At 39.1% G+C, this 21,746-nt stretch carries 21 protein-coding genes; 16 read left to right on the top strand and 5 right to left on the bottom strand.

Annotated features, from left to right (window positions below; all coding sequences use genetic code 11):
* Positions 1–2: 2 nt before the first annotated feature.
* The 5 genes from HMPREF1528_RS07075 to HMPREF1528_RS07055 all read right to left on the bottom strand — a co-directional run bounded on the left by HMPREF1528_RS07075 (position 3) and on the right by HMPREF1528_RS07055 (position 3,202).
* Positions 3–338 (bottom strand): 2Fe-2S iron-sulfur cluster-binding protein, encoded by a 336-nt coding sequence (locus HMPREF1528_RS07075; RefSeq protein ID WP_009410691.1) that lies wholly within the window; start codon positions 336–338, stop codon positions 3–5.
* Positions 339–1,451 carry an RHS repeat protein gene (locus HMPREF1528_RS07070; protein WP_016479202.1) on the bottom strand — a complete coding sequence of 371 codons (1,113 nt, stop codon included), beginning with the start codon at positions 1,449–1,451 and terminating at the stop codon, positions 339–341.
* A gap of 32 nt (positions 1,452–1,483) precedes the next feature.
* Positions 1,484–1,837: a hypothetical protein gene (locus tag HMPREF1528_RS07065; protein WP_016479201.1), complete on the bottom strand. Its 354-nt coding sequence runs from the start codon at positions 1,835–1,837 to the stop codon at positions 1,484–1,486.
* The gene (locus tag HMPREF1528_RS07060; protein WP_016479200.1) at positions 1,827–2,078 is read right to left on the bottom strand and encodes a hypothetical protein; all 252 of its coding nucleotides are present in this window, start codon (positions 2,076–2,078) and stop codon (positions 1,827–1,829) included. Before HMPREF1528_RS07060 ends, HMPREF1528_RS07065 begins: the two co-directional genes overlap by 11 nt.
* A gap of 65 nt (positions 2,079–2,143) precedes the next feature.
* Positions 2,144–3,202 carry an NAD(P)/FAD-dependent oxidoreductase gene (locus HMPREF1528_RS07055; RefSeq protein WP_016479199.1) on the bottom strand — a complete coding sequence of 353 codons (1,059 nt, stop codon included), beginning with the start codon at positions 3,200–3,202 and terminating at the stop codon, positions 2,144–2,146.
* A 694-nt stretch (positions 3,203–3,896) separates the two neighbouring features.
* Between HMPREF1528_RS07055 and HMPREF1528_RS07050 the strand changes: the two genes are divergently transcribed.
* From HMPREF1528_RS07050 to HMPREF1528_RS06970, 16 genes are all read left to right on the top strand, one after another.
* Positions 3,897–4,832: a DUF368 domain-containing protein gene (locus HMPREF1528_RS07050; RefSeq protein WP_034567963.1), complete on the top strand. Its 936-nt coding sequence runs from the start codon at positions 3,897–3,899 to the stop codon at positions 4,830–4,832.
* A 1-nt stretch (position 4,833) separates the two neighbouring features.
* A complete protein-coding gene (locus HMPREF1528_RS07045; RefSeq protein ID WP_012796931.1) occupies positions 4,834–6,165 on the top strand; it encodes an MFS transporter in 1,332 nt (443 codons plus the stop codon).
* A 2-nt stretch (positions 6,166–6,167) separates the two neighbouring features.
* Complete coding sequence (locus HMPREF1528_RS07040; protein ID WP_002672970.1) at positions 6,168–6,395, top strand: hypothetical protein; 228 nt, start codon at positions 6,168–6,170, stop codon at positions 6,393–6,395.
* Positions 6,396–6,508: 113 nt separating this feature from the next.
* Entirely contained in the window at positions 6,509–6,835 is a 327-nt protein-coding gene (locus HMPREF1528_RS07035) for a YtxH domain-containing protein (RefSeq protein WP_016479197.1), read from the top strand.
* A gap of 6 nt (positions 6,836–6,841) precedes the next feature.
* Complete coding sequence (locus HMPREF1528_RS07030) at positions 6,842–7,210, top strand: phage holin family protein (protein WP_009418021.1); 369 nt, start codon at positions 6,842–6,844, stop codon at positions 7,208–7,210.
* Positions 7,197–7,439 (top strand): DUF6327 family protein, encoded by a 243-nt coding sequence (locus tag HMPREF1528_RS07025; protein WP_016479196.1) that lies wholly within the window; start codon positions 7,197–7,199, stop codon positions 7,437–7,439. Before HMPREF1528_RS07030 ends, HMPREF1528_RS07025 begins: the two co-directional genes overlap by 14 nt.
* A 17-nt stretch (positions 7,440–7,456) precedes the next feature.
* The gene (gene rodA, locus HMPREF1528_RS07020; RefSeq protein WP_016479195.1) at positions 7,457–8,746 is read left to right on the top strand and encodes a rod shape-determining protein RodA; all 1,290 of its coding nucleotides are present in this window, start codon (positions 7,457–7,459) and stop codon (positions 8,744–8,746) included.
* Positions 8,747–8,748: 2 nt separating this feature from the next.
* Positions 8,749–10,521 (top strand): MutS-related protein, encoded by a 1,773-nt coding sequence (locus HMPREF1528_RS07015; protein WP_016479194.1) that lies wholly within the window; start codon positions 8,749–8,751, stop codon positions 10,519–10,521.
* A 434-nt stretch (positions 10,522–10,955) separates the two neighbouring features.
* Entirely contained in the window at positions 10,956–12,575 is a 1,620-nt protein-coding gene (locus tag HMPREF1528_RS07005) for a CTP synthase (protein WP_012796935.1), read from the top strand.
* 21 nt (positions 12,576–12,596) lie between these two features.
* On the top strand, positions 12,597–14,462 hold the full coding sequence (yidC, locus tag HMPREF1528_RS07000; RefSeq protein WP_016479193.1) for a membrane protein insertase YidC: 1,866 nt from the start codon (positions 12,597–12,599) through the stop codon (positions 14,460–14,462).
* Positions 14,463–14,593: 131 nt separating this feature from the next.
* Positions 14,594–15,781, top strand: coding sequence for a leucine-rich repeat domain-containing protein (locus HMPREF1528_RS06995; protein ID WP_016479192.1), 1,188 nt, complete (start codon positions 14,594–14,596; stop codon positions 15,779–15,781).
* A gap of 82 nt (positions 15,782–15,863) precedes the next feature.
* Entirely contained in the window at positions 15,864–16,358 is a 495-nt protein-coding gene (locus tag HMPREF1528_RS06990; protein ID WP_016479191.1) for a phosphoribosyltransferase family protein, read from the top strand.
* 38 nt (positions 16,359–16,396) lie between these two features.
* A complete protein-coding gene (locus HMPREF1528_RS06985) occupies positions 16,397–18,256 on the top strand; it encodes an SLC13 family permease (protein ID WP_016479190.1) in 1,860 nt (619 codons plus the stop codon).
* A gap of 37 nt (positions 18,257–18,293) precedes the next feature.
* The gene (locus tag HMPREF1528_RS06980) at positions 18,294–18,560 is read left to right on the top strand and encodes a DUF6722 family protein (protein ID WP_016479189.1); all 267 of its coding nucleotides are present in this window, start codon (positions 18,294–18,296) and stop codon (positions 18,558–18,560) included.
* A gap of 21 nt (positions 18,561–18,581) precedes the next feature.
* On the top strand, positions 18,582–19,736 hold the full coding sequence (locus tag HMPREF1528_RS06975; protein WP_016479188.1) for a cysteine desulfurase family protein: 1,155 nt from the start codon (positions 18,582–18,584) through the stop codon (positions 19,734–19,736).
* A 127-nt stretch (positions 19,737–19,863) separates the two neighbouring features.
* Complete coding sequence (locus HMPREF1528_RS06970) at positions 19,864–21,696, top strand: DUF349 domain-containing protein (protein ID WP_016479187.1); 1,833 nt, start codon at positions 19,864–19,866, stop codon at positions 21,694–21,696.
* Positions 21,697–21,746: the final 50 nt, after the last annotated feature.

Genomic DNA, 21,746 nt, shown 5'->3' with positions numbered 1-21,746 from the left:
TCTTATGCAAATGGTGCTAATACCACTTCCAAACCATCTATTTCAGGTGTAATCGGAATTTGGCAACCTAATCTACTATTAGGTTTCACGTAAAAAGCCTCCGAAAGCATTGCATCTTCTTCTGCTGACATCTCAGGAAGCGACACCTCTTCTGCATTCTGAATATAGCACTGGCAAGAGGCGCACATTGCCATACCACCACAGATGCCTATCTCGCCATCTTGGGCAATTTCATAAGCACGCATTACCTCCATAAGGTTCATATTCATATCAGTAGGGGCTTCTATTTCGTATAGAAGCCCCTCGCGATCGGTTATTTTAAGATGTATCTCGTTCATTTATTTTGCGGGGAAGTACTCTATTCTGCGAACGCGAGCGCAAACGGGCTTGTCGTTCTCAAACATTATAATCTGTGTCCAGTTACCCATTTTATCAAAAGTATAACGGTATCTATAATTGAAATCAGGAGTAGTATAAGCAGTAAGCAAATTGTGCTCATCATACACTTTGGTCGAGGCTACCCCTTTCCGTGTTTTAATAATCTGCGTCTCTCCAAATTTGTTAAACATATAATTCGTCTCTACGTAAAAGTTAGGGTCATCATTAGCCGTACAAATGGTCTGTATGAGTTGCCCTGCTTTGTTGTATTTGTGCTGGCATACGGTCTCTTGTCCTGCTTGGTTAATATACGTCGCTTTGGTTAAATTCTTATCCTTGTCGTATTGGTTCTCTGTTTTTAAAAACACATTCTTGTTAAGCACTTTTTCCTCTGTCTCGCTCACCTTGTTCATATTGTTGTATTTATACGACTTCTCTTTGGTGTACTCCGGACGTATTTTCTGTTCCAATACAAGGTTCTTCTGCTCATATCGTTGAATATCTTTCTCCAATGCCGATACACTAGCTACCTTATTCTTCTCAATGCAGTTACCTAAATCGTCGTATTTATACGTGATAGTGATAAGCCACTCATTGGTCAACCCATCATTCTCATCAATCTTTACCAACTGATTCTTCTCATTGTAAAAATACTGCCGGTTTACCGTCAGTTCTCCGTCTCCCAAGGTAAACACCGACTGACTTTTATTGATTTTTCCCTTCTTGTCATAAAAGAAGCGCATTCCTCCAAAAGGTCGATTTTCAGCATTATAGGTTTTAATTTCAAGATTGCGCCCTCCGTTGTCGAACAGATAAGATATATTAGTTTTAGAATACTTCTTTTCGTCTTTTTCCACCTTCCATTCTTCGGAATAAGGAAAAACGTTATAAGTGTTCCCATCAAAGGTTTTAGTACCTTTCGGACTCGCTTCCAGAAGAAATGAATAATCCTCTACTTTCTTTACTTTCCCTTTCAGTTGTAGGGATTTACTACCCAAAGTATCTATTTGGGCGTGTAGCGAAACACCACCTGCCAATAAGACACTTGCTAATAGTACATTTATGCTCTTCATTTTATATTTAGTTATTAGTATTTTAGAAGTAATTATTCCGAATAGTATTCTTGAACAATTTCCTTTACGATATCCATATCCACTGTATCATATTCACTTTTGTCATAAATAACAGCAAAAAGAATATTTCTTGTTTCATCTTCCTCGTTTACATTCACGAGAACTTCGTGGGTGATAACACGCCCTCCTCCTCTTTTCCCCTTATTTTTAGAAGCTATTTCAAGACGCATCTTCTTATATCCTTCTCCTAAATCTGTTCCTAAAAGAGGATTTATCTCTATCTCTGCTTTAAGATTTTCTATATCTTTCTTCAGACTCTTATACTTTTTGCTCAACCTTTTAAGCTCTCTATCAAAAGTAGCAACTGATAAAAATTTACAATTCATTGAGGACTTCATCTAAATCACGCGCTTTCATTTTTCCCTCTCTTACCGCTTTCACTTCTTTCATTCCTTGCGAAAGCATCTTCTTGAATTTTTGTTCTTTAGGTGTGAGCGAACGTTTAGTTTTAGGCAACGCATCATCATCATTTGTTTCTGTATACTGTACAAAACTAAGTTTTTTAGCATATTCCACAAAAGCCAATGCTGAAGCACTCGTCTCATTAATAGTTAGTGTTATGGGCATATCCTTTTATTTAATCATTAGTTTTTTTATTTCTTCTACCTTTTACCTCTTATCTCTTACCTCATCTAAATCGCTTTCACCACTGCCTTTTCAGCCTCTTTGCGAGACCCATCAAAACCGTCTATACCCACTACCGTAGTGTATTTTAACACGTATTTTTTATTAGGGTAAATGTGGTTGTACACACTTTGGCACATTAAGGTCGCTTCGTGAAAGCCACAAAGTATTAGTTTCAGTTTCCCTGGGTAAGTATTTACGTCGCCTATGGCGTATACTCCCTCTATACAAGTTTGATAGTCTAAGGCATTGTTCACCTTCACAGCATTTCTTTCAATCTCCACCCCCCACGTAGCAATAGGGCCTAATTTAGGAGTAAGTCCAAACAAAGGTATAAAAGCATCAGCTACAAGAGTTTCTCTTTCGCCCCCTTCATGCTCCAATACTACCGATTCCAAATGCTTTTCTCCACCTAGTCCCACTACCTCATAAGGCGTTTTTAAGTTGATTTTCCCCGCCTCTTTGAGGGCTCTCACTTTTTCAACCGAATCCAATGCCCCGCGAAACTCATTACGTCGGTGCACTAAGGTAACCGAAGCCGTTGCTACTTTCTCGGCTAAGTAAATACTCCAATCGAGTGCAGAGTCGCCTCCTCCGGCTATCACCACGTGTTTGCCTGCGTAACTCTCGGGGTGTTTCACAAAGTAAGCCACTCCCCTATCTTCATATTGTTCAAGGTTCGGCAGTTCAGGCTTGCGAGGTTCAAAAGTACCTAATCCTCCTGCAATAGCTACAGCTTTCCCTTTTATTTGGGTGCCTTTATCAGTAGTAACCACAAAAGTATCATCATCATTTTTAGTAAGAGTCATCGCTGTTTCGCCAAGCGTAAATTCAGGCTGAAACTGCTTAATTTGCTCCATTAAATTATCCACTAATTCCGAAGCCCCTACACTCGGGTATCCTGGTATATCAAAAATAGGCTTCTTGGGGTACAACTCAGTAAGCTGACCGCCCACCTGAGGGAGCGTATCTATCAAATGACATTTTAACCTAAGCAATCCTGCCTCAAACACAGCAAACAATCCCGTAGGTCCGGCCCCTATAATGATGATATCCGTTTCTTTCATTCATTGTTATTTTGGGTGCAAAATTACTAAAAAAACTGAAAAGCAAAAAGCAAAACAGCAAAATAAGCATATTTACCGTATTTCTATTCACCAAAATACCTATTGATTACCAGCATTTTCTTAATACGCCCTTTGCATACTATCCCATAAGGTTCATCTTTTGTCCGTCTGTCCGTACAGCCCGCACCGTCTTTGCCTCGCTACACTCCCTTTTCACAGTATGGACTTTACCAAAGTTTCAGACTTTACCAAAGCTGAAAGCTCCCAATAGTCTCTTTCTTACCTCCATTATATCCTTAATTTAAATTTGTCTTTTGTTCGTTCATTGTTCGTCTTTCGTTCGTTCATTGTTCGTCTTTCCTTCATCTTTCCTTCATCTTTTGTTCATCTGCCTGTGCGGCTCGCACCGTCATTTGTTCGTCTTTTGTTCGTTGTAGACCCACTGTAGACCCACTGTAGACCCACTGTAGAGCCACTCATCGTTCGTTTATTCTATAAGCTTCTTATAAGCTTTATATAATCCTCTGCCAATTTCTCCATTAATCATTAACCACTAACCATTAATCATTAACCATTAACCTTGCTTCCAAAGTGAATAACAAAGATTTTTAAACTTCTATCTTTTTGGTCAATGAATATTATTTTATTACTTTTGCACCCGTTAAGTTCAATATTGAAACAGAAACCGTTTTTTATGAAACGCACATTTTTAGATTACTTTTTTATCACCCTCAAAGGGCTCGCTATGGGTGCTGCCGATGTAGTACCAGGAGTCTCAGGGGGAACTATTGCCTTCATTTCGGGCATCTATGAGGAGTTAGTCGATTCTATCAGCAAAGTAAACTTACAAGCCTTCAAACTCCTTTTTACAAAAGGTATAGTTGCTTTCTGGAAACACATCAATGGGAACTTTTTTGTAGCTCTCTTTGCAGGGATAGGTATCAGTATCCTTTCGCTTGCCAAAGGTATGAAATGGCTGTTAGAAAATCACCCCATAATGGTATGGTCTTTCTTCTTCGGACTAATGATTGCAAGTGTCTTTTTCCTAACAAAAGAAATAAAACGTTGGAATCTCGCCGCTGTCTTAACTATGATAGTTGGAGGGATTGTTGCTTATATTATCACCGTCGTTCCTCCTTTGGTAAATGGCAGTAACCAAAGTATTATCTTTATCTTTTTCTGTGGTGCCTTAGCCATTTGCGCTATGATACTCCCAGGTATATCAGGAGCTTTTGTATTGGTGCTTCTGGGGGCTTATCACACTGTTTTAGATGCGCTTAGTTCTTGGAATCTTAAAGTGATTGGCGTTTTTGCTATTGGGGCTATCACAGGTATTCTTAGCTTTTCAAAAGCCTTAAAATGGTTATTTGCTAAATTCCGAAACCTTACCTTTGCAGGACTCACAGGCTTTATTATTGGGTCACTAAACAAAGTATGGCCTTGGAAAGAAACTCTCGAAACAGACCCTACTAATGGCAGTGTGATATGGGAAAAAAGCATATCGCCTTGTGCTTTCAAAACAATCACCAATACCAATCCGCAAATCCTAACCGCTATCTTATTGGCTATTATAGGTTTCTGTGTGATTTACTCTATTGAAAAGTTAGGCGCAAAACGCACTCAAAATTAATATGAAACCATTAGAACGAGGACATAAAAAACTACTCAATGCGTGGGCTTTTTACGATTGGGCTAACTCTGTCTATTCTCTCACCATTGTCTCTACTATCTTCCCTATTTTCTACGGATTGTTATTTCGCATTGCAAAGCTCACTCATATTGAGCTCTTTGGAATGGTGATTAAAAGCACTTCTGTGATTGCTTTTGTAACCGCTTTAGCTTTTGCAGTAGTGGTAGTACTCTCCCCTATCCTCAGTGGTATCGCCGATTACTTAGGGAATAAAAAGAGCTTTATGCGCTTTTTCTGCTATTTAGGAGCTATCTCTTGTGTAGGGTTATATTGGTTTTCCTTAGAACATATTTACTTCGGACTCTTGTGCTATTTTTGTGGCGTAGTAGGCTTTTGGGGGAGTATCGTATTCTATAATTCTTATTTACCCGATATCGCTCTCCCTGAACAGTACGACGCTGTAAGTGCCAAAGGATACAGCTTAGGGTATACAGGTAGTGTATTACTGCTTATTTTTAACCTCATAATGGTAATGAAACCACAATGGGTAGGCTTTGCTACTGCTGATGCTGAAACGACTCTCACCACTATGCGCATCTCGTTTATTACAGTAGGAATATGGTGGATAGGTTTTAGTAGTATCCCTTTCTATTATCTTCCTTCTTATAAAAAAGGCAGAGGGGAGTTCAGCAAAAGCATTCTTTTCAACGGTTTTAAAGAACTGCGCAAAGTATGGCAATCTCTCTCAGCTTCTCCTCGTTTGAAGTGGTATCTTATTGCTTTCTTTGTGTACAGTATGGGTGTACAAACCGTTATGCTGATAGCCACTTATTTTGGAGAGCAAGAAATACAATGGGCAAACTCCGAAGAAAGCACTATGGGGCTCATTATAAGTGTACTCATTATTCAATTAGTAGCTATTTTAGGAGCACACCTTACGGTTTTAACAGTGCGCAAATGGGGTAATATTGCAGTGCTCATTGGGCTTAATGTTATATGGGTAGGCATCTGTTTGCTTTCATATTGCGTATATAAACCTACTGAGTTTTATGCAATAGCTATTTTAGTAGGGCTTGTAATGGGGGGCATACAAACGCTATCACGTTCCACCTATTCTGCTTACTTACCTGAAACTAAAGATACTACTTCCTTTTTCAGTTTTTACGATGTAACTGAGAAATTGGGTATTGTAATAGGAATGGGTGTTTATGGTATGATAGACCAATTTACAAATAATATGCGCAATGCTACTATTTCACTAATAGTTTTCTTTGTTTTAGGAATGTTACTGCTTTTTAAAGTGCGAAAAGTAAGTCGTGTAGCTAATGAATAATTATGAAGATATTTTCTGAATTTAGGTTTTTCCTTGAGAAATACGGCTTTGCAGTATCATCGCGTTTAGCCGAGAAGTTAGGAATGCGTGCCAAAGACGTCCGTATTGTTTTTATTTACGGTACCTTTGCCACCTTAGGAGCTTGGTTTGGTGTATATTTGCTTTTAGCATCACTTTTGAAAATTAAAGATTTGTTCTTTGCTAAACGCACCTCTGTATTTGATTTGTAATTATTTTTTTCTTTAAATTTGCACCTTTCAAAAATACTTTGTATATTTGTGCGTTTATTAGAGTATAACTACTAATAACTCTAATCGTAAGTAAAACTAAAATTTATTATATTATGGCAAAAACAGGAAACATATTATTAGGATTGGTAGCAGGAGCTGCTATTGGAGTGGGCTTAGGTATTCTCTTTGCCCCTGATAAGGGTAAAGTCACCCGCGAAAAGATTAAAGATAGCGTAAGTGACAAGGCAGAAAAGCTAAAAGAACAACTTGACCGTTTAACTGAGAATGTAAAAGAAAAATCAGCGGAACTAAAAGGCTCTTTGGAAGAAAAAGTAGACACCCTGCTTTCCAAATCAAGCTATAAAGCCGAAGATGTGATTACTTTCTTAGAAAAGAAATTAGCCGCCTTAAAAGCAGCTAACGCTAAATTGCAGAAATAAGCACATATGTCTATCCACTCTATCAAAGAAACTTTTGAGGAAGTTCCTACAAAAGCAAGTACCGCTCTCAATTCGCAGATAGCTTACTATAAATTATTCCTTTTTAGGTTTATAGGTAAATCGTCTTACGGACTTATAACCTTTTTTATAGTAGCCTTTACGAGTTTGTTGGTATTGTTCTTTTTGTCTTTCGCCGGAGCGTATGCTATTGGTGAAGCACTTGGTAGCAATGCCTTAGGTTTTGTTATTGTAGGAGCTTTCTATGTGTTGATTGCGGTAATAATATTGGCTTTCCGCAAAAAACTTATTGAGAAGCCTCTATTAGAAAAACTCTCTGAAATCTATTTTAAAGCTGAACCCGATGACGAAGAATAAAATCTATAGCTCTTTCGAAGAAATTGATAACGACCTTAAAATACTGCGTTTAGAAAAGGAAATAGACCGACTATCACTTACCAATCAAGTATCGGCAGTGGCAGAGAGTTTAACTCCTAAAAATTTACTTGCTCACACGTGGCTTTCTTTTTTGTTTAACGAAAGAAGATGGCTAAACTTAGCTATTGAATACGCTATGTTTTTCCCTTTCAGAAGAAAACGCAAATAACCCACTTATAACTTACAATGAGACATAGCCTTGTAAAGAACCTCGATTGGACTTCAGTAATACTATACTTACTATTGGTAATGTGTGGCTGGATAGCTATCTTTTCCACTACTTACAGCGACTTAAACGTTACTTCTATCTTCGACCTCAATCAGTTTTATGGAAAGCAGTTGCTTTTTATTGGGCTTAGTTTCTTGCTTATTATCTTTATCTTAGCCATAGATAGCAGGTTTTATATCAACTTTTCAGTAATATTCTACATCATTTCGATTATACTATTAGCCGGACTGTTTATTTTTGGTAAAGAGACAAATGGAGCTAAAGCTTGGTATGCCTTTGGCTCAGTTACGGTACAACCCAGTGAGTTTGCTAAAGTAGCTACGGCTCTTGCCTTTTCGCGTTATGTGAGCGATATCCACACCGATATTCGCCGTACTCCTGACCTCTTACGGGCTATTGCAATTATTTGTATTCCTGCCGTACTCATCTTATTACAACCCGACGTAGGGAGCTTATTAGTGTTCTTTTCATTAGCTTTTGTACTTTTCCGCGAAGGTATGCCCTCTGCCCTACTCTTCTATCTATTTCTTTCAGGAGTAGTATTTGTTTCCTCACTAAAGTTTGGAACAACTTTCACTCTGTTTGCTTGTGTAGCTTGTATTGGATTTTACGGCTTTTGGCATAAGAGAAAAACAAAACGCTTTCCGTTTCAAAATATATTTATCTTATCGGTTATATGCTTGCTTACGGCGTTTGTTACGCACCCAGTATACGATAACGTACTCAAACAACATCACCGCAATCGTTTGAACTTATGGCTACGTCTTGAAACTGACCCTCAGAAGATAGCTGCAATGAAACGCGATTTTGCCTATAATACTAATATGGCTGAATCAGCGATAACCTCAGGAGGTACTTTTGGGAAAGGTTTCTTGGAAGGTACTCGTACCAAAGGTAGCTTTATCCCTGAACAACATACCGACTATATCTTCACAACCGTAGGTGAAGAATGGGGCTTTATGGGTACTGCCTTAGTGGTCATACTCTTCTCATTTTTACTATTGCGACTTATAGTACTTGCCGAGCGACAGAAATCTAAGTTTAACAGGGTGTATGGGTATTGTGTGGTATCAATACTGTTTGTGCATTTCTGTATCAATATCGGTATGGTGATTAGCTTAATTCCTACCATCGGGATTCCGTTGCCTTTTTTCAGCTACGGAGGTTCTGGGCTTTGGGCGTTTACTATTCTGCTCTTTATCTTCTTACGATTAGATGCTAACAGACTGAACGATTGGATTCGATAATAATGACGAATGAGAAATTACGAATGACAACAAATTCATATAAAGAAAAACTTTCAGAGGCAACACAGCAATACCTAAAACTTACTAAACAATACAACCAAATTAGCTTCTTCCGATTAGCTGAAATGCTACTTATTATTTGGTCAGTATACAAACTTATAAAAGCTCCATCAGTAGTAATGGGGCTATTTTGTATGCTTACTATTGTGGTTTTTCTTCTCTTGATAGTAAAACACAAGAAAATAAGTACGTTGCGCAGTATTGCCCAAACTAAAATACGCCTCAATGAGCAGGAAATTGCATTTTTAGAACAACATACTTTCTTCACCGATAACGGCAAAGATTTTCAAGAAGAAAACCACCCTTATGCTTACGATTTGGATATTTTAGGTGAACATTCACTTTATCATTATCTTAACCGTACGCATACTTTCTTAGGCAAAAAACTTTTAGCCAAACGACTTCTCTCTCCTTCTTCTGAGGACATTATCAACACACAAGAACAGATAAAAGCACTTACTCCCGACCTAAGCTGGCGACAAACCTTTACTGCTTATGCTCAACAAATAGATGACAGCAAAGATTTTTACATTAAACTACGCACTTGGGCAAGCAGTACTGCGAAACTATTGAGCAAAACAATGCAATATACTCTCATTGTTCTACCTATATTCCTCATCATAAGTCTTTTGATAGGATATGGAAACGACAACGAACTACTAAAAAGCGTCGGAAAGCTCTTAATCACTGTAAACTTGCTACTGTTTTTCTCTTTTATTGGTAAAATGACGAAAGAAAAACTCGGTTTTGAGCGTACTTATACGATGTTATATGCTTTTAAGGAGTGTATTGCGCAAGTAGAAGCGCGTTTCCCTGAGAAAAACAAACAAGCAAGCACTAAAATAGCTCAACTTTCGCGATTATTAGACGATTTGGACAATGTGAGTAATATATTAGTCTCTATACCTCTAAACCTTTTCTCTTTTTATCACGTACATCGTTATCAGCAACTTTTGCAATGGAAGGCGCAATATGCAAGCTGTATTGAAGAATGGTTAGAGTCGGTGGGGGAAACGGAAGTGTTGTGCAGTTTTGCTAATTTTAGTTATAATAACCCTGAATTTGTTTATCCTACCCTCAATAATAATTATGAAATAGCTTTTGAAGCCGTAGGACACCCGCTTATCCCTTCTGAACATCGGATTACCAATGATATTACACTAGGAGAGCACGCTTTTGTATTGCTTACAGGCTCTAATATGTCGGGTAAGAGTACTTTCTTGCGCACTTTGGGAGTTAATATGTTGCTTACCCTTGTTGGGTTACCTGTTTGTGCGCGCAAAGCCAATATACACCCTTTGCGTTTGCTCGTCTCTATGCGTCTTGCTGATTCGCTTAACGACGGCAAATCGTATTTCTTTGCTGAAATCAATCGTATACAGCAGATAATGGAGACCTTAGAGGACGAACGTTGCTTTGTGCTCTTGGACGAAGTACTACGGGGTACTAATTCAGAAGACAAACAGTACGGCACTATTAAGATTATCGAACGATTGCTTTCCTTACAAGCTTTGGGTGTGCTGGCTACTCACGATATAGAAGTGTGTAAACTTACTGAACAATATCCTCATCAACTTCAAAATAAATGCTTTGAGTCTGACATCACCAATGGAGAACTCACTTTCGACTATAAGTTAAGAGAGGGCGTTTGCCAAAACAAAAATGCTACTTTCTTGATGAAGAAATTGGGAATCATTGAAGATAGAAATGATTAATGATTAATGGTTAGTGGTTAATGATTAATAATAAAGTGTGAGTGGAGAGGCTTGAAGAGTTTGGGGGACTTGGAGGAGTTCGGAAAATATCGGAAGAAGAAAATAAAAGAGTTGCTAAAAGGAATAAAACGCTGTATTTTCTTCCAAAAGATGAAAAGTACCGGAGAAGGGATTGTGATACAGTTAGCTTATAGGAAGCTTAATAGGATAAACGAACAAAGAGTGGCTTTTCAGTGGGTCTACAGTGGGTCTACAACGAACAAAAGACGAACAAAAGACGAAGGAAGAGTGTAGCTAAGTTAGTACTAAGTAGAAGAATACTTGAACGTGTAAGGCAAGTTTCTTCTATTTTTTATGTCTTTAAACTAACATTTTAGGCTTTAAATATTGTTAGTTGGTAATTATTCACTACCTTTGCACCAAATTAAATAGAAATGGCAAATACCAAATATATATTTGTAACTGGGGGCGTAACTTCTTCTTTGGGGAAGGGCATCATTGCGGCTTCGCTTGCCAAGCTCTTGCAGGCTCGTGGCTATAGGGTGACGATACAAAAATTTGACCCTTACATCAATGTAGACCCTGGTACGCTCAACCCTTATGAACACGGCGAATGTTTCGTGACAGAAGACGGTGCTGAGACTGACCTCGACTTGGGACATTATGAACGTTTCCTAAACGTACACACTTCGCAAGCTAATAATGTAACCACAGGACGCGTTTACCAAAGCGTTATCGAGAAAGAACGCCGTGGCGAGTTCTTGGGCAAAACGGTGCAAGTAATACCACATATTACCAACGAAATTAAGGAACGCATTCAGATACTTGGCAAAACAGGCGAATACGACATTGTGATTACCGAAATAGGTGGTACGGTGGGCGACATCGAATCGTTGCCTTATATAGAATCAGTAAGACAGCTTTTGTGGGACTTGGGAGAGCACAATGGCATCGTGATACATCTTACCTTAGTACCTTACCTTGCTGCGGCGGGTGAACTGAAAACCAAACCTACGCAACACAGCGTGAAAACCCTGATGGAAAGCGGTATTCAAGCCGATATACTGGTTTGCCGTACCGAACACGAACTTTCGGACGAGCTTCGATACAAGCTGGCGCTTTTCTGCAATGTGAAGCGAGAGGCAGTAATCCAGTCTATTGATGTGCCTACTATTTACGATGTACCTAATATGATGCTTTTAGAAGGGTTGGACAAAGTGACACTCAAGAAGCTGAACCTCCCTTGTAAAAACGAACCCGACCTCACCCAATGGAACACTTTTTTGCAACGCTACAAGAACCCCAAACACCGCATAAAAGTAGGTTTAGTAGGCAAATACGTAGAGTTACAAGATGCGTATAAGTCGATTTTAGAAGCCTTTATACACGCCGGAGCGGCGAACGAAGTGCGCGTGGATGTGGAGAGTATTCACTCAGAACACCTCAATGAAGAAAATATAGAAGCCAAATTAGGTCATCTGGACGCTGTGCTCGTAGCCCCAGGTTTTGGCGGTCGCGGTATTGAAGGCAAGATAAAAGCTATTGAATACGTGCGTGAACACCGCATTCCGTTTTTGGGAATTTGCCTTGGAATGCAAATGGCAGTCATTGAATTTGCGCGACACATAGCTGGACTTAAAGGGGCTAATTCTACCGAGATGAACGAGCAAACGCCTTATCCGGTAATCAGCTTGATGGAAAGTCAGAAGGAAATTACTCACAAAGGGGGCACTATGCGTCTTGGGGCTTGGGCTTGTGAGCTTAGCAAAGGCAGTAAGATATACGAAGCCTATGGTAAAAAAGAGATTTCGGAACGACATCGCCACCGCTATGAGTTTAACAACGACTACAAAGAACAGCTCGAAAAGGCAGGCTTGCAGTGCACTGGTATCAACCCCGATACGGGTTTGGTGGAAGTGATAGAATTGCCAAATCACCCTTGGTTTGTGGGCGTACAGTATCACCCCGAATACAAGAGCACCGTTGCCAATCCGCATCCGCTATTTGTAGCTTTTGTGAGGGCAGCCTTAAACAATAAACTAAAAAAGAACTAAAACACGGATAAAAACACTTATATGGAAGAAAAAAAATTCGATTTAAAGAGTATTATAGGTTTTACCTTGATTTTTATACTTTTGATATGGTTTATGAATAACAATAAACCAAGTGAAGAAGAATTAGCTAAACGCAAAGCACAACAAGAACAACAAGCAAATCAAGCTACTAACACCCAAAAAGACACCCATACCGCTACCTTCCAAGGTATCCCTACTGATTCGGTAGCCTTAGAAAAGTACAAAGCCAGCTTAGGTGTTTTTGCCTATTCGGCTACTCTACCGTCGGCAAAAGACGGAGTAACTGTATTGGAAAACAAAGACATCAAGCTTACTATCAGCAACCGGGGCGGACAACCCAAGGAGGTTTTGCTCAAAGAATTTAAAACTTATGATTCTTTGCCTGTTTACTTAATTAAAGATTGGAATGCTACTTTTAACCTTAGTTTTACTACTGCTCAGAACCAAACCCTAAGTTCTAAAGACTTGTATTTTGAGCCCACGCTAAGCGAAAACAACGGCAACAAAGTGCTTTCGATGAAGCTCAAAACTTCAGAAAACGCTTATTTAGAATATGTGTACACCCTACCAAAAGAGGGGTATATGTTGGACGTGGCAGTGCGCTCACAAGGTTTATCGGGTGTTGTGAATACTTCTAAGCCTATGAACATCGACTGGAAGTTACAGGCACGCCGTATGGAGAAGAGCGTCACCTATGAAAACCGTTATACGCAAGCGACCGTGCAGTACGACGGCGACCGCATTAGTCGCTTAAGTCAAGGGGGTAATGACGAGCAAAAAGAAGAGAAAGTGAACTGGGTGGCTTACAAACAGCACTTGTTTACATCGGTGCTCATTTCTGACAACCCGTTTGCCAAAGGCGATTTCGTTTCTCACAATATCGCTGTGAGCGAAGGGAAAGATGTAAAATACACCAAGAACTTCCTCACTTCTTTGCCTATACAAGCGAAAAGCGGAGAGCTAAGCGAGTCGTTGCACTTCTATTTTGGACCTAGCGATTACAACGTGCTCAAACAGTACAACGACAAGTATGAACTTACTGAGCTCATTCCGTTAGGCTGGGGTATTTTTGGTTGGCTCAACAAATGGTTGTTCATTCCGCTTTACAACTTCCTCACTGATTATTTCTCGGTAGGATTGGTGATTATTTTGATGACCATTATCGTGCGTTTATTATTGTCGCCTATCGTTTACAAATCGTACGTATCGCAGGCTAAGATGAAGGTATTGCGCCCTGAGATTGAGGAAATCAACAAGAAATATGAAGAACCTATGAAACGCCAACAAGAAACTATGGCGCTCTACAACAAAGCAGGTGTGAACCCGCTCAGCGGTTGTATTCCTGCTCTGTTACAGTTGCCTGTGTTCTTAGCACTCTTTAACTTCTTCCCTACCGAATTTGGATTGAGACAAAAGAGTTTTTTATGGGCTCACGACCTATCGTCATACGATGCTATTTTTGAACTTCCTTTCTCTATACCGTTCTACGGAAGTCACGTGAGTTTGTTTCCATTGTTGGCTTCTGTGGCTATTTTCATATACTCAATGATGACAATGGCACAGACTGCACAACCTCAGCAACCTGGAATGCCTAATATGAAGTTCCTCATCTACTTATCACCAGTGATGATGTTGTTCTTCTTTAACAACTACGCCAGCGGACTGAGTTTGTACTACTTTATATCTAACCTATTGACCATAGGCATTATGTTGGCTATCAAGTATTGGATTATAGACGAACAGAAGATTCACACACAGATACAAGAAAACAAGAAAAAACCTAAGAAGGAAAGTAAATTCCAAGCCAAGATGCGTGAGATGATGGAGCAAGCCGAAGCCCAACGCAAGGCACAACAGAAGAGATAACCGAAGGATTAAAAAATAATTATAAGGTACTCCGAGCCCTTAACATAAGGGGGTGGGGTACTTTATAAGTTGTGGAGAATATCCCAAAAGCCTTTAACAGAGTAGGAAAGAAGATTAATAATTAAAAACAAATGAGAAAAGTTATTCTTATAGCAGTAGCAGTGCTAGTAGCACTGACTGTTACTAATTGTGGGAAAGGGGGCGATGACGCTCCTAAGGAGCCAAAAACTAAGATTTATGAGAATTTTGAAATTACTGAAGATGGCTCGACATTAGTGAAATGGCTTACTGATGAAGAAACTACCATTGATATGGCAGCAGACGAGATGCTGAGCAAAGTAACTGCTATCTCAGATTATGCTTTTGCAGAACACCGAGAAATAACCTCAGTGACTTTGCCCAAAGGCTTAAAGAAAATGGGGAAATGTGCTTTTAAGAGCTGTTCAAAATTAACTTCCATTGTTATTCCTGAGGGGATAACAAGCATAGAAGAGAGTTCTTTTGCGTGGTGTGGAGCCTTAACTTCGGTTACTATCCCGGGCAGTGTTACAAGCGTAGGATATGCGGCTTTTTCCCAATGTACCAATTTAGCCAAAATTACTATTCCTGACAAAGGTTTAGTAACCATAGGAGAGCGCGCTTTTTCGTGCCCTGCCTTAAAATCGTTTACTATCCCTACTACTGTAACAAGTATAGAGAAATGGGCTTTTTTTGATTGTCAAAAGCTTACTTCGTTAGTTATTCCTACTACTGTAAGAAGCATAGGAGAGGGTGCTTTTGCAAACTGTAAGGCTATAACCTCTATAATAATTCCTAAGGGAATAACAAAAATTGAAGATTCTACTTTTATGAATTGTGAAGCTTTGACCTCGGTTACTATCCCTAATACCGTAACAAGCATAGGTAGTGGTGCCTTCAGTTCTTGTAAGTCCTTACCTTCTATTGCCATTCCTAATACTGTAACAAATATAGGAAAAAGTGCTTTTAGTTCGTGTTCTGCATTGAAATCGTTCACCTTCCCTGATAATAATAGTATTACTAGCATTGAGAATGATACTTTTTTAGGAGCAGGTTTAACTTCTATTACTATTCCTAATACTGTAAAAAGTATAGGAGATGGTGCTTTAGCTGGATGCTCAGCATTAAAGTCGGTTACTTTAAAAGGAGGTACACCTCCCTCCATAAACATTAAAGATTGGTATGGTACTTTTATCGATACTGAGCTTAATGCTATTTATGTGCCTGCTAATAGCGTAGAGACTTATAAAAAGGCTGATGGTTGGAACAAATTTGCCGATAAAATACAAGCTATTAAATAAGTTATTTGATAGATAACCTATTTTTTCTTGCTTTTTAGCAATACAATTTGTATCTTTGGTACATTATATAAAAAAGCATACAATGACACAGATATTAAACCACACTGATATTGAACACAAGATAAGACGGATTGCTTATCAAATTTACGAAACACACCTCAATGAAGAGGAGATTGTGCTGGCAGGCATTAATGGCAATGGCTATGTGTTTGCTGAGAAACTTGCGGTAGCACTTGCAAGTATAGCCCCTCTGAAAGTAGTTTTATGCCAAATTATAATGGATAAGAAGAACCCATTGGCAGGCACTGCTACTTCTATTCCTGCGGAACAATACACCAATAAAGCAGTGATAGTGGTAGACGATGTGCTCAATTCAGGACGTACGCTCATCTATGGGGTAAAACACTTCTTGGAAGTCCCCTTAAAACGACTTACTACCGCTGTATTAGTTAATCGTAATCACAAGAACTATCCTGTAAAAGCCGATTTTAAAGGCATATCACTATCTACTTCACTGCAAGAGCACGTTTCGGTAACATTCGACACAAGTAAGTATAGTGTTGACTTATCAAATTAATAAGCTAATCTGTTCATTTGCTAATTAACTAATTTGTTATGTATACCACTCTTATCATTCTTTTTATATCGGCTTTGTTTTTTATGAGCGGGAAGGTGCGCTCCGATTTGGTAGCTATGTGTGCCTTAGTGCTCTTGGTGCTCTTTGGCATATTAACCCCTGAACAAGCTTTATCGGGCTTTTCGGACAAGGTAGTAGTGATGATGATAGGGCTCTTTGTGGTAGGAGGCGCTATCTTCCAAACGGGATTAGCAAAGATGATGAGCAGTAAAATCTTACGCTTGGCAGGCGATAGCGAGGTAAAACTCCTTATCTTGGTAATGCTCGTTACGGCTTTTATTGGGGCTTTTGTAAGCAATACAGGTACGGTAGCCTTGATGATGCCCATAGTGGTGAGTATGGCAATGAGTGGTAACATCAACAGTAGTCGCCTGCTGATGCCTATGGCTTTTGCCAGTAGTATGGGCGGTATGATGACGCTCATCGGTACGCCTCCTAACTTGGTAATCGATGGAGAGTTAGTGAAAAACGGCTACGATAAACTCACTTTCTTTTCCTTTACTCCAGTGGGATTGGTGTGTTTGGCAATAGGACTGTTAGTTTTAATTCCCACCAGTAAGTTTTTTCTTTCTAAAAAAGGTGATTCTAAGCAAGAAGGAAACCGAAATGGCAAATCACTTACCGATTTGGTACGTGAATATCAACTCTCTAACAACTTATACCGCGTATTAGTAGAAGGAAACACTTTATTTATAGGTAAAACGCTCAAAGAAATCAACCTTTCGCAACGTTATCACATTTCGGTATTAGAAATCAGGCGCAAACCTACTTCTAACAATCCTTTTTTCAAAACAGGCAACCAAGAGGTAGTAAATGCTGATACCGTAATTTATGAAGGAGATATTCTTTATTTACGCGGTAGCTTTGAGTCGATTGAACAAATGAACGCCGAAAATCACTTAAATTTTCTCGACACACACCATCCCGAACAACGCTTGCCTAACGAGTTGCACTTCCACGATATAGGCATAGCCGAAGTACTGATAATGCCCGCTTCGAAATTGGTAAACACTCGCATCAGTGATAGCAAACTGCGCGAACACTTTGGGCTCAATATCTTAGGTATTCAGCGCAAGGATAACTATATTTTGCAAAACTTAAAAGACGAAAAGATGCACGCTGGCGACATACTATTGGTGCAAGGAACTTGGGAGCACATTACTAAAATGGACGCTGAACGCAGTCAGTTGGTAGTATTAGGGCAACCTCTTGCCGAGGCTTCTAAGGTAACCCTCACCCACAAAGCTCCTATTGCTGCGCTGATAATGGTAGGAATGGTAGTCGCAATGATGTTTGATTTTATCCCCATAGCACCCGTTACTGCTGTGCTTATCGCCTCTTTATTGATGGTTATTTCAGGAGCTTTGCGCAATATTGAAGCTGCTTATAAGACGATTAACTGGGAGAGTATTGTACTCATTGCAGGTATGTTACCTATGGCATTAGCCTTGGAAAAAACAGGAGTATCAGCCTTAGTATCGAATGCATTAGTAGGGAGTTTAGGCGATAAGAGTCCGTACATACTCTTGGCAGGCGTGTATTTTACTACTTCGCTTATGACGATGTTCATCAGCAATACCGCTACAGCCGTACTCTTGGCTCCCATTGCTATTAAAACCGCCTTATCGTTAGGCTTACAACCCCACGCTTTTATGTTTGCAGTAGCCGTAGGTGCGAGTATGTGTTTTGCTTCTCCTTTCTCCACTCCGCCCAATGCATTAGTAATGTCGGCTGGGCGTTACACTTTTATGGATTACGTGAAAGTGGGCTTACCTCTGCAAATCATTATGGGGATTGTAATGGTATTCGTATTGCCATTATTATTCCCATTTCAATAAAAAGTTGTATCTTTGCCGAAATTTTTAAAAGTAAAGAATGAAAAAAAGAATTTCAGATTTTTTGTTAGACGTTTCTAAATACGTATTTGCGGGCTTATTAATCGCTCCACTATTCAACTCAACTTTCGCGTGCAACGATGCTTATTGGTGCGCTTTTACTGTAGCTATTTTAGCTTTTATAGTAGGGCTTTTCCTCTCTAAACAGAAAAAAGGAGCGGTGAATAAAAACAACAATAACAACCACAACAAAAACTATCGCAAGAACAATAATAGCAGAAATAATACAACTTCTAACAGAGCATAACTATTTCTTCCTCTCAAAACTATGAAAGTCTATTTCGATAATGCGGCTACTACCCCCGTCTATCCAGAGGTAATACAGAAGATGACGGAAGTACTGAGGGATACTTATGGCAACCCCTCTTCTACACACGCCTTTGGGCGTAAAGCCAAGTCGCTTATTGAATATAGTCGCAAGCAAATAGCTAAACAACTGAAAGCTTCACCCTCTGAAATTATTTTCACTTCAGGGGGTACTGAAGCTAATAACCTTATCTTGCGCAGTTGTGTGCACGATTTAGGTGTACAAGTTGTCATTTCTTCCCCAATAGAGCATCACGCTGTTTTGCATACCTTAGAGGTATTAGCCAAAGAATATCCTATAAAAATAGTTTACGTAAACCTTACTAACAAAGGGGTCGTAGACCTCTCTCATTTAGAATACTTGCTCCAGCAATATACTGAAAAAAAGGTATTGGTGAGCCTAATGCACATAAACAACGAAATAGGGAACATTCTACCTTTAAAAGAAGTAACTGTACTCTGTAAACAATACAATGCTTATTTCCATTCAGATACCGTACAGTCTGTGGGGCATTACCCTATCGATTTGGAGGAAATCCCTGCCGACTTTATTACGGCTTCAGCTCATAAGTTTCACGGACCTAAAGGAGTAGGATTTGCTTTTATTAGAAAAGGTATTGCGCTACACAGCAGTATCACAGGGGGCGAACAAGAAAAAGGCTTGCGTGCAGGTACCGAAGCTGTTCATAATATAGTAGGAATGGAAGTTGCTTTTAGTCTATCATACACTAATTTAGATAGAAACACTGAAAAGCTCAAAGACCTGAAGCGTTATTTTATCAAACAACTCAAACATCATTTCCCAGAGGCGGTATTTAACGGAATGTCGGATACTTTAGACGAAAGCAGTTACACCATTGTGAACATAGGTTTTCCCTTATTGAAAAACCAAAATAGCACCCTGCTTTTTCAGTTAGACTTAAAAGGCATAGCTTGTTCCAAAGGGAGTGCTTGCCAGAGTGGAAGCGTGCAAACCTCTCACGTACTATCGGCTTTTTTACCTGAGGAAGCTCTACAATATCCCTCACTCAGATGCTCTTTTTCCATCTTTAACACAGTAAAAGACGTCGATTTTCTTATCGAAAGCCTTAAAGAAATCTCCCATAATAAACACTGATAATAAACTACTTACATTTCTACTACACATTAAGCAGAAAAATATTTACAGAAAAATAGTAGGTAATTCAAAATATTGTTGTAATTTAGTAGCGTTTTTAAACAATAGTTGCATTTAAATCTTAGATATGTCAGAGGAAAAAAACACATTAGCCATAGAGGATAACCGCGAGGACAACCGTTTAGAAGATGCGTCATTAGTAAACTATGAGGCAATGTCTCTTAGTGAATTAACCAAAGAACTAAAAGAACTACTCCAAACTGAGAAAACCCAAGCTATCAAAAAGCAAGTGGACGCTATTCGTTATGAGTTCGACAAAAAATACGACGCTCTTGTAGAAGAGAAAAAAGAAGAGTTCATAGCCGACGGAGGAGAATTATATAATTTTTCTTACGAAATTCCTGTTTATAGAGAATTCTACACTGCTTTCAACGATTATCGCGAAAAGCGCAATCAATACTATAAAGAGATTGAGAAAACCCATAAAGAAAATCTTGCTAAACGCCGAGAAATCATCGAAGAACTCAAAAGCCTTCTCAATGCCGAAGAACATTTGGGTACTACCTTCAAGCAGTTTCAACAATTGCAAGAGCGTTGGCGCAAAGCAGGAGCCGTCTCTAATGCCGATTATGAGGATTTGTGGAATACTTATCATCACCACGTAGAGAACTTCTATGACTTTATCCACCTCAGCAAAGACTTGCGTGACATCGACTTTAAGCGCAATTTAGAAGAAAAACTAAAAATTATTGAGCGCGCCGAAGCACTTGCCCAAGACGACGTAGATGCTCTCATTGCCTCTCGTGAGCTACAAGTGTTACACCGTGTTTGGAAAGAGGAAATAGGCCCTGTAGATAAAGAACACCGCGAAAGCATATGGCAACGTTTCAGTGAACTTACCAAGAAAATACACGACAAACGCCAATATTACCTCAAAAACTTAGATAAGATATACGAAGAAAATGCAGTGAAGAAGCAAGGCATCATTGAGCGGATTAAGAAACTCGGTGAGAAAGAGCCTACTACTCACAGCGCTTGGAAACAGCTTTCTAAGCAAGTAGAAGATTTACGTCAGTCGTTCCTAAATGTAGGAAAAGTACCTTTACAACAAGCTGATGAGGTATGGAAATCTTTCAATATAGCTTTACGTGCTTTTAACAAGAAGAAGAACCAATTTTACAAAACACTCAAAAAAGAGCAACAAGAGAACCTCACTAAGAAATTAGCCTTATTAGAAATAGCAAAAGCTAACCAAAATAGCACCGATTGGGAAACCACTACTGAACTGATGAAGAACATTCAGAGAGAGTGGAAAGAAATAGGAAGCGTTCCTCTTAGAAATACCGAAAAAATTTGGAAGGAATTCAAGAGAGCTTGTGATACGTATTTCAGTAGATTTGCTGAGACTATTCAGCATTCTAAAAATAAAGAGTCTGATGCGCTTGAACAAAAGAAAGCCTTTTTGGATAAGCTGAAAGAATATCAATTAGGTACCGATAGAGATAAAGAGATAGCAACCTTACAAAACTTTGTGAATGAATGGAATGCTATAGGAAACACTCATCATTCTAATAGAACCATCGACATCAAATTCCATAAGATTATCGATGCACTGTACAAGAAACTTAATTTTGATAAGCAAGAAATTGAGCTTATCAAGTATAACAACAAGTTAGAACGACTTATCAACGATGATAACGAGAACTCCCTTAACAATGAGGTGATTTTTGTAAGACGTCGTATTGATGAACTCAAATCGGAGATACTACAGTTAGAAAACAACTTAGCTTTCTTTGGTAATATCGACGAGAAGAACCCATTAGTACGCGATGTGATTAAGAACATCAACAACCAAAAAGAAGCTCTTAAAACGTGGGAAAATAAACTTCGTGAGCTAAAGCATTTGCAAAAAACACAATTAGCTGAAGCCTCTGAAGAAAAAATAGAAGAAAAAGAATAATTTTATTGTTTTCATATTTAGAGAAGAGGTTATGCTTGCTAAGTAACCTC

The organism is Capnocytophaga sp. oral taxon 336 str. F0502 (genome assembly GCF_000411575.1).
Lineage (GTDB): Bacteria > Bacteroidota > Bacteroidia > Flavobacteriales > Flavobacteriaceae > Capnocytophaga > Capnocytophaga ochracea.
The sequence above is the reverse complement of the archived record's forward strand: the minus strand, read 5'-3'. Positions and strand labels throughout refer to the sequence as shown.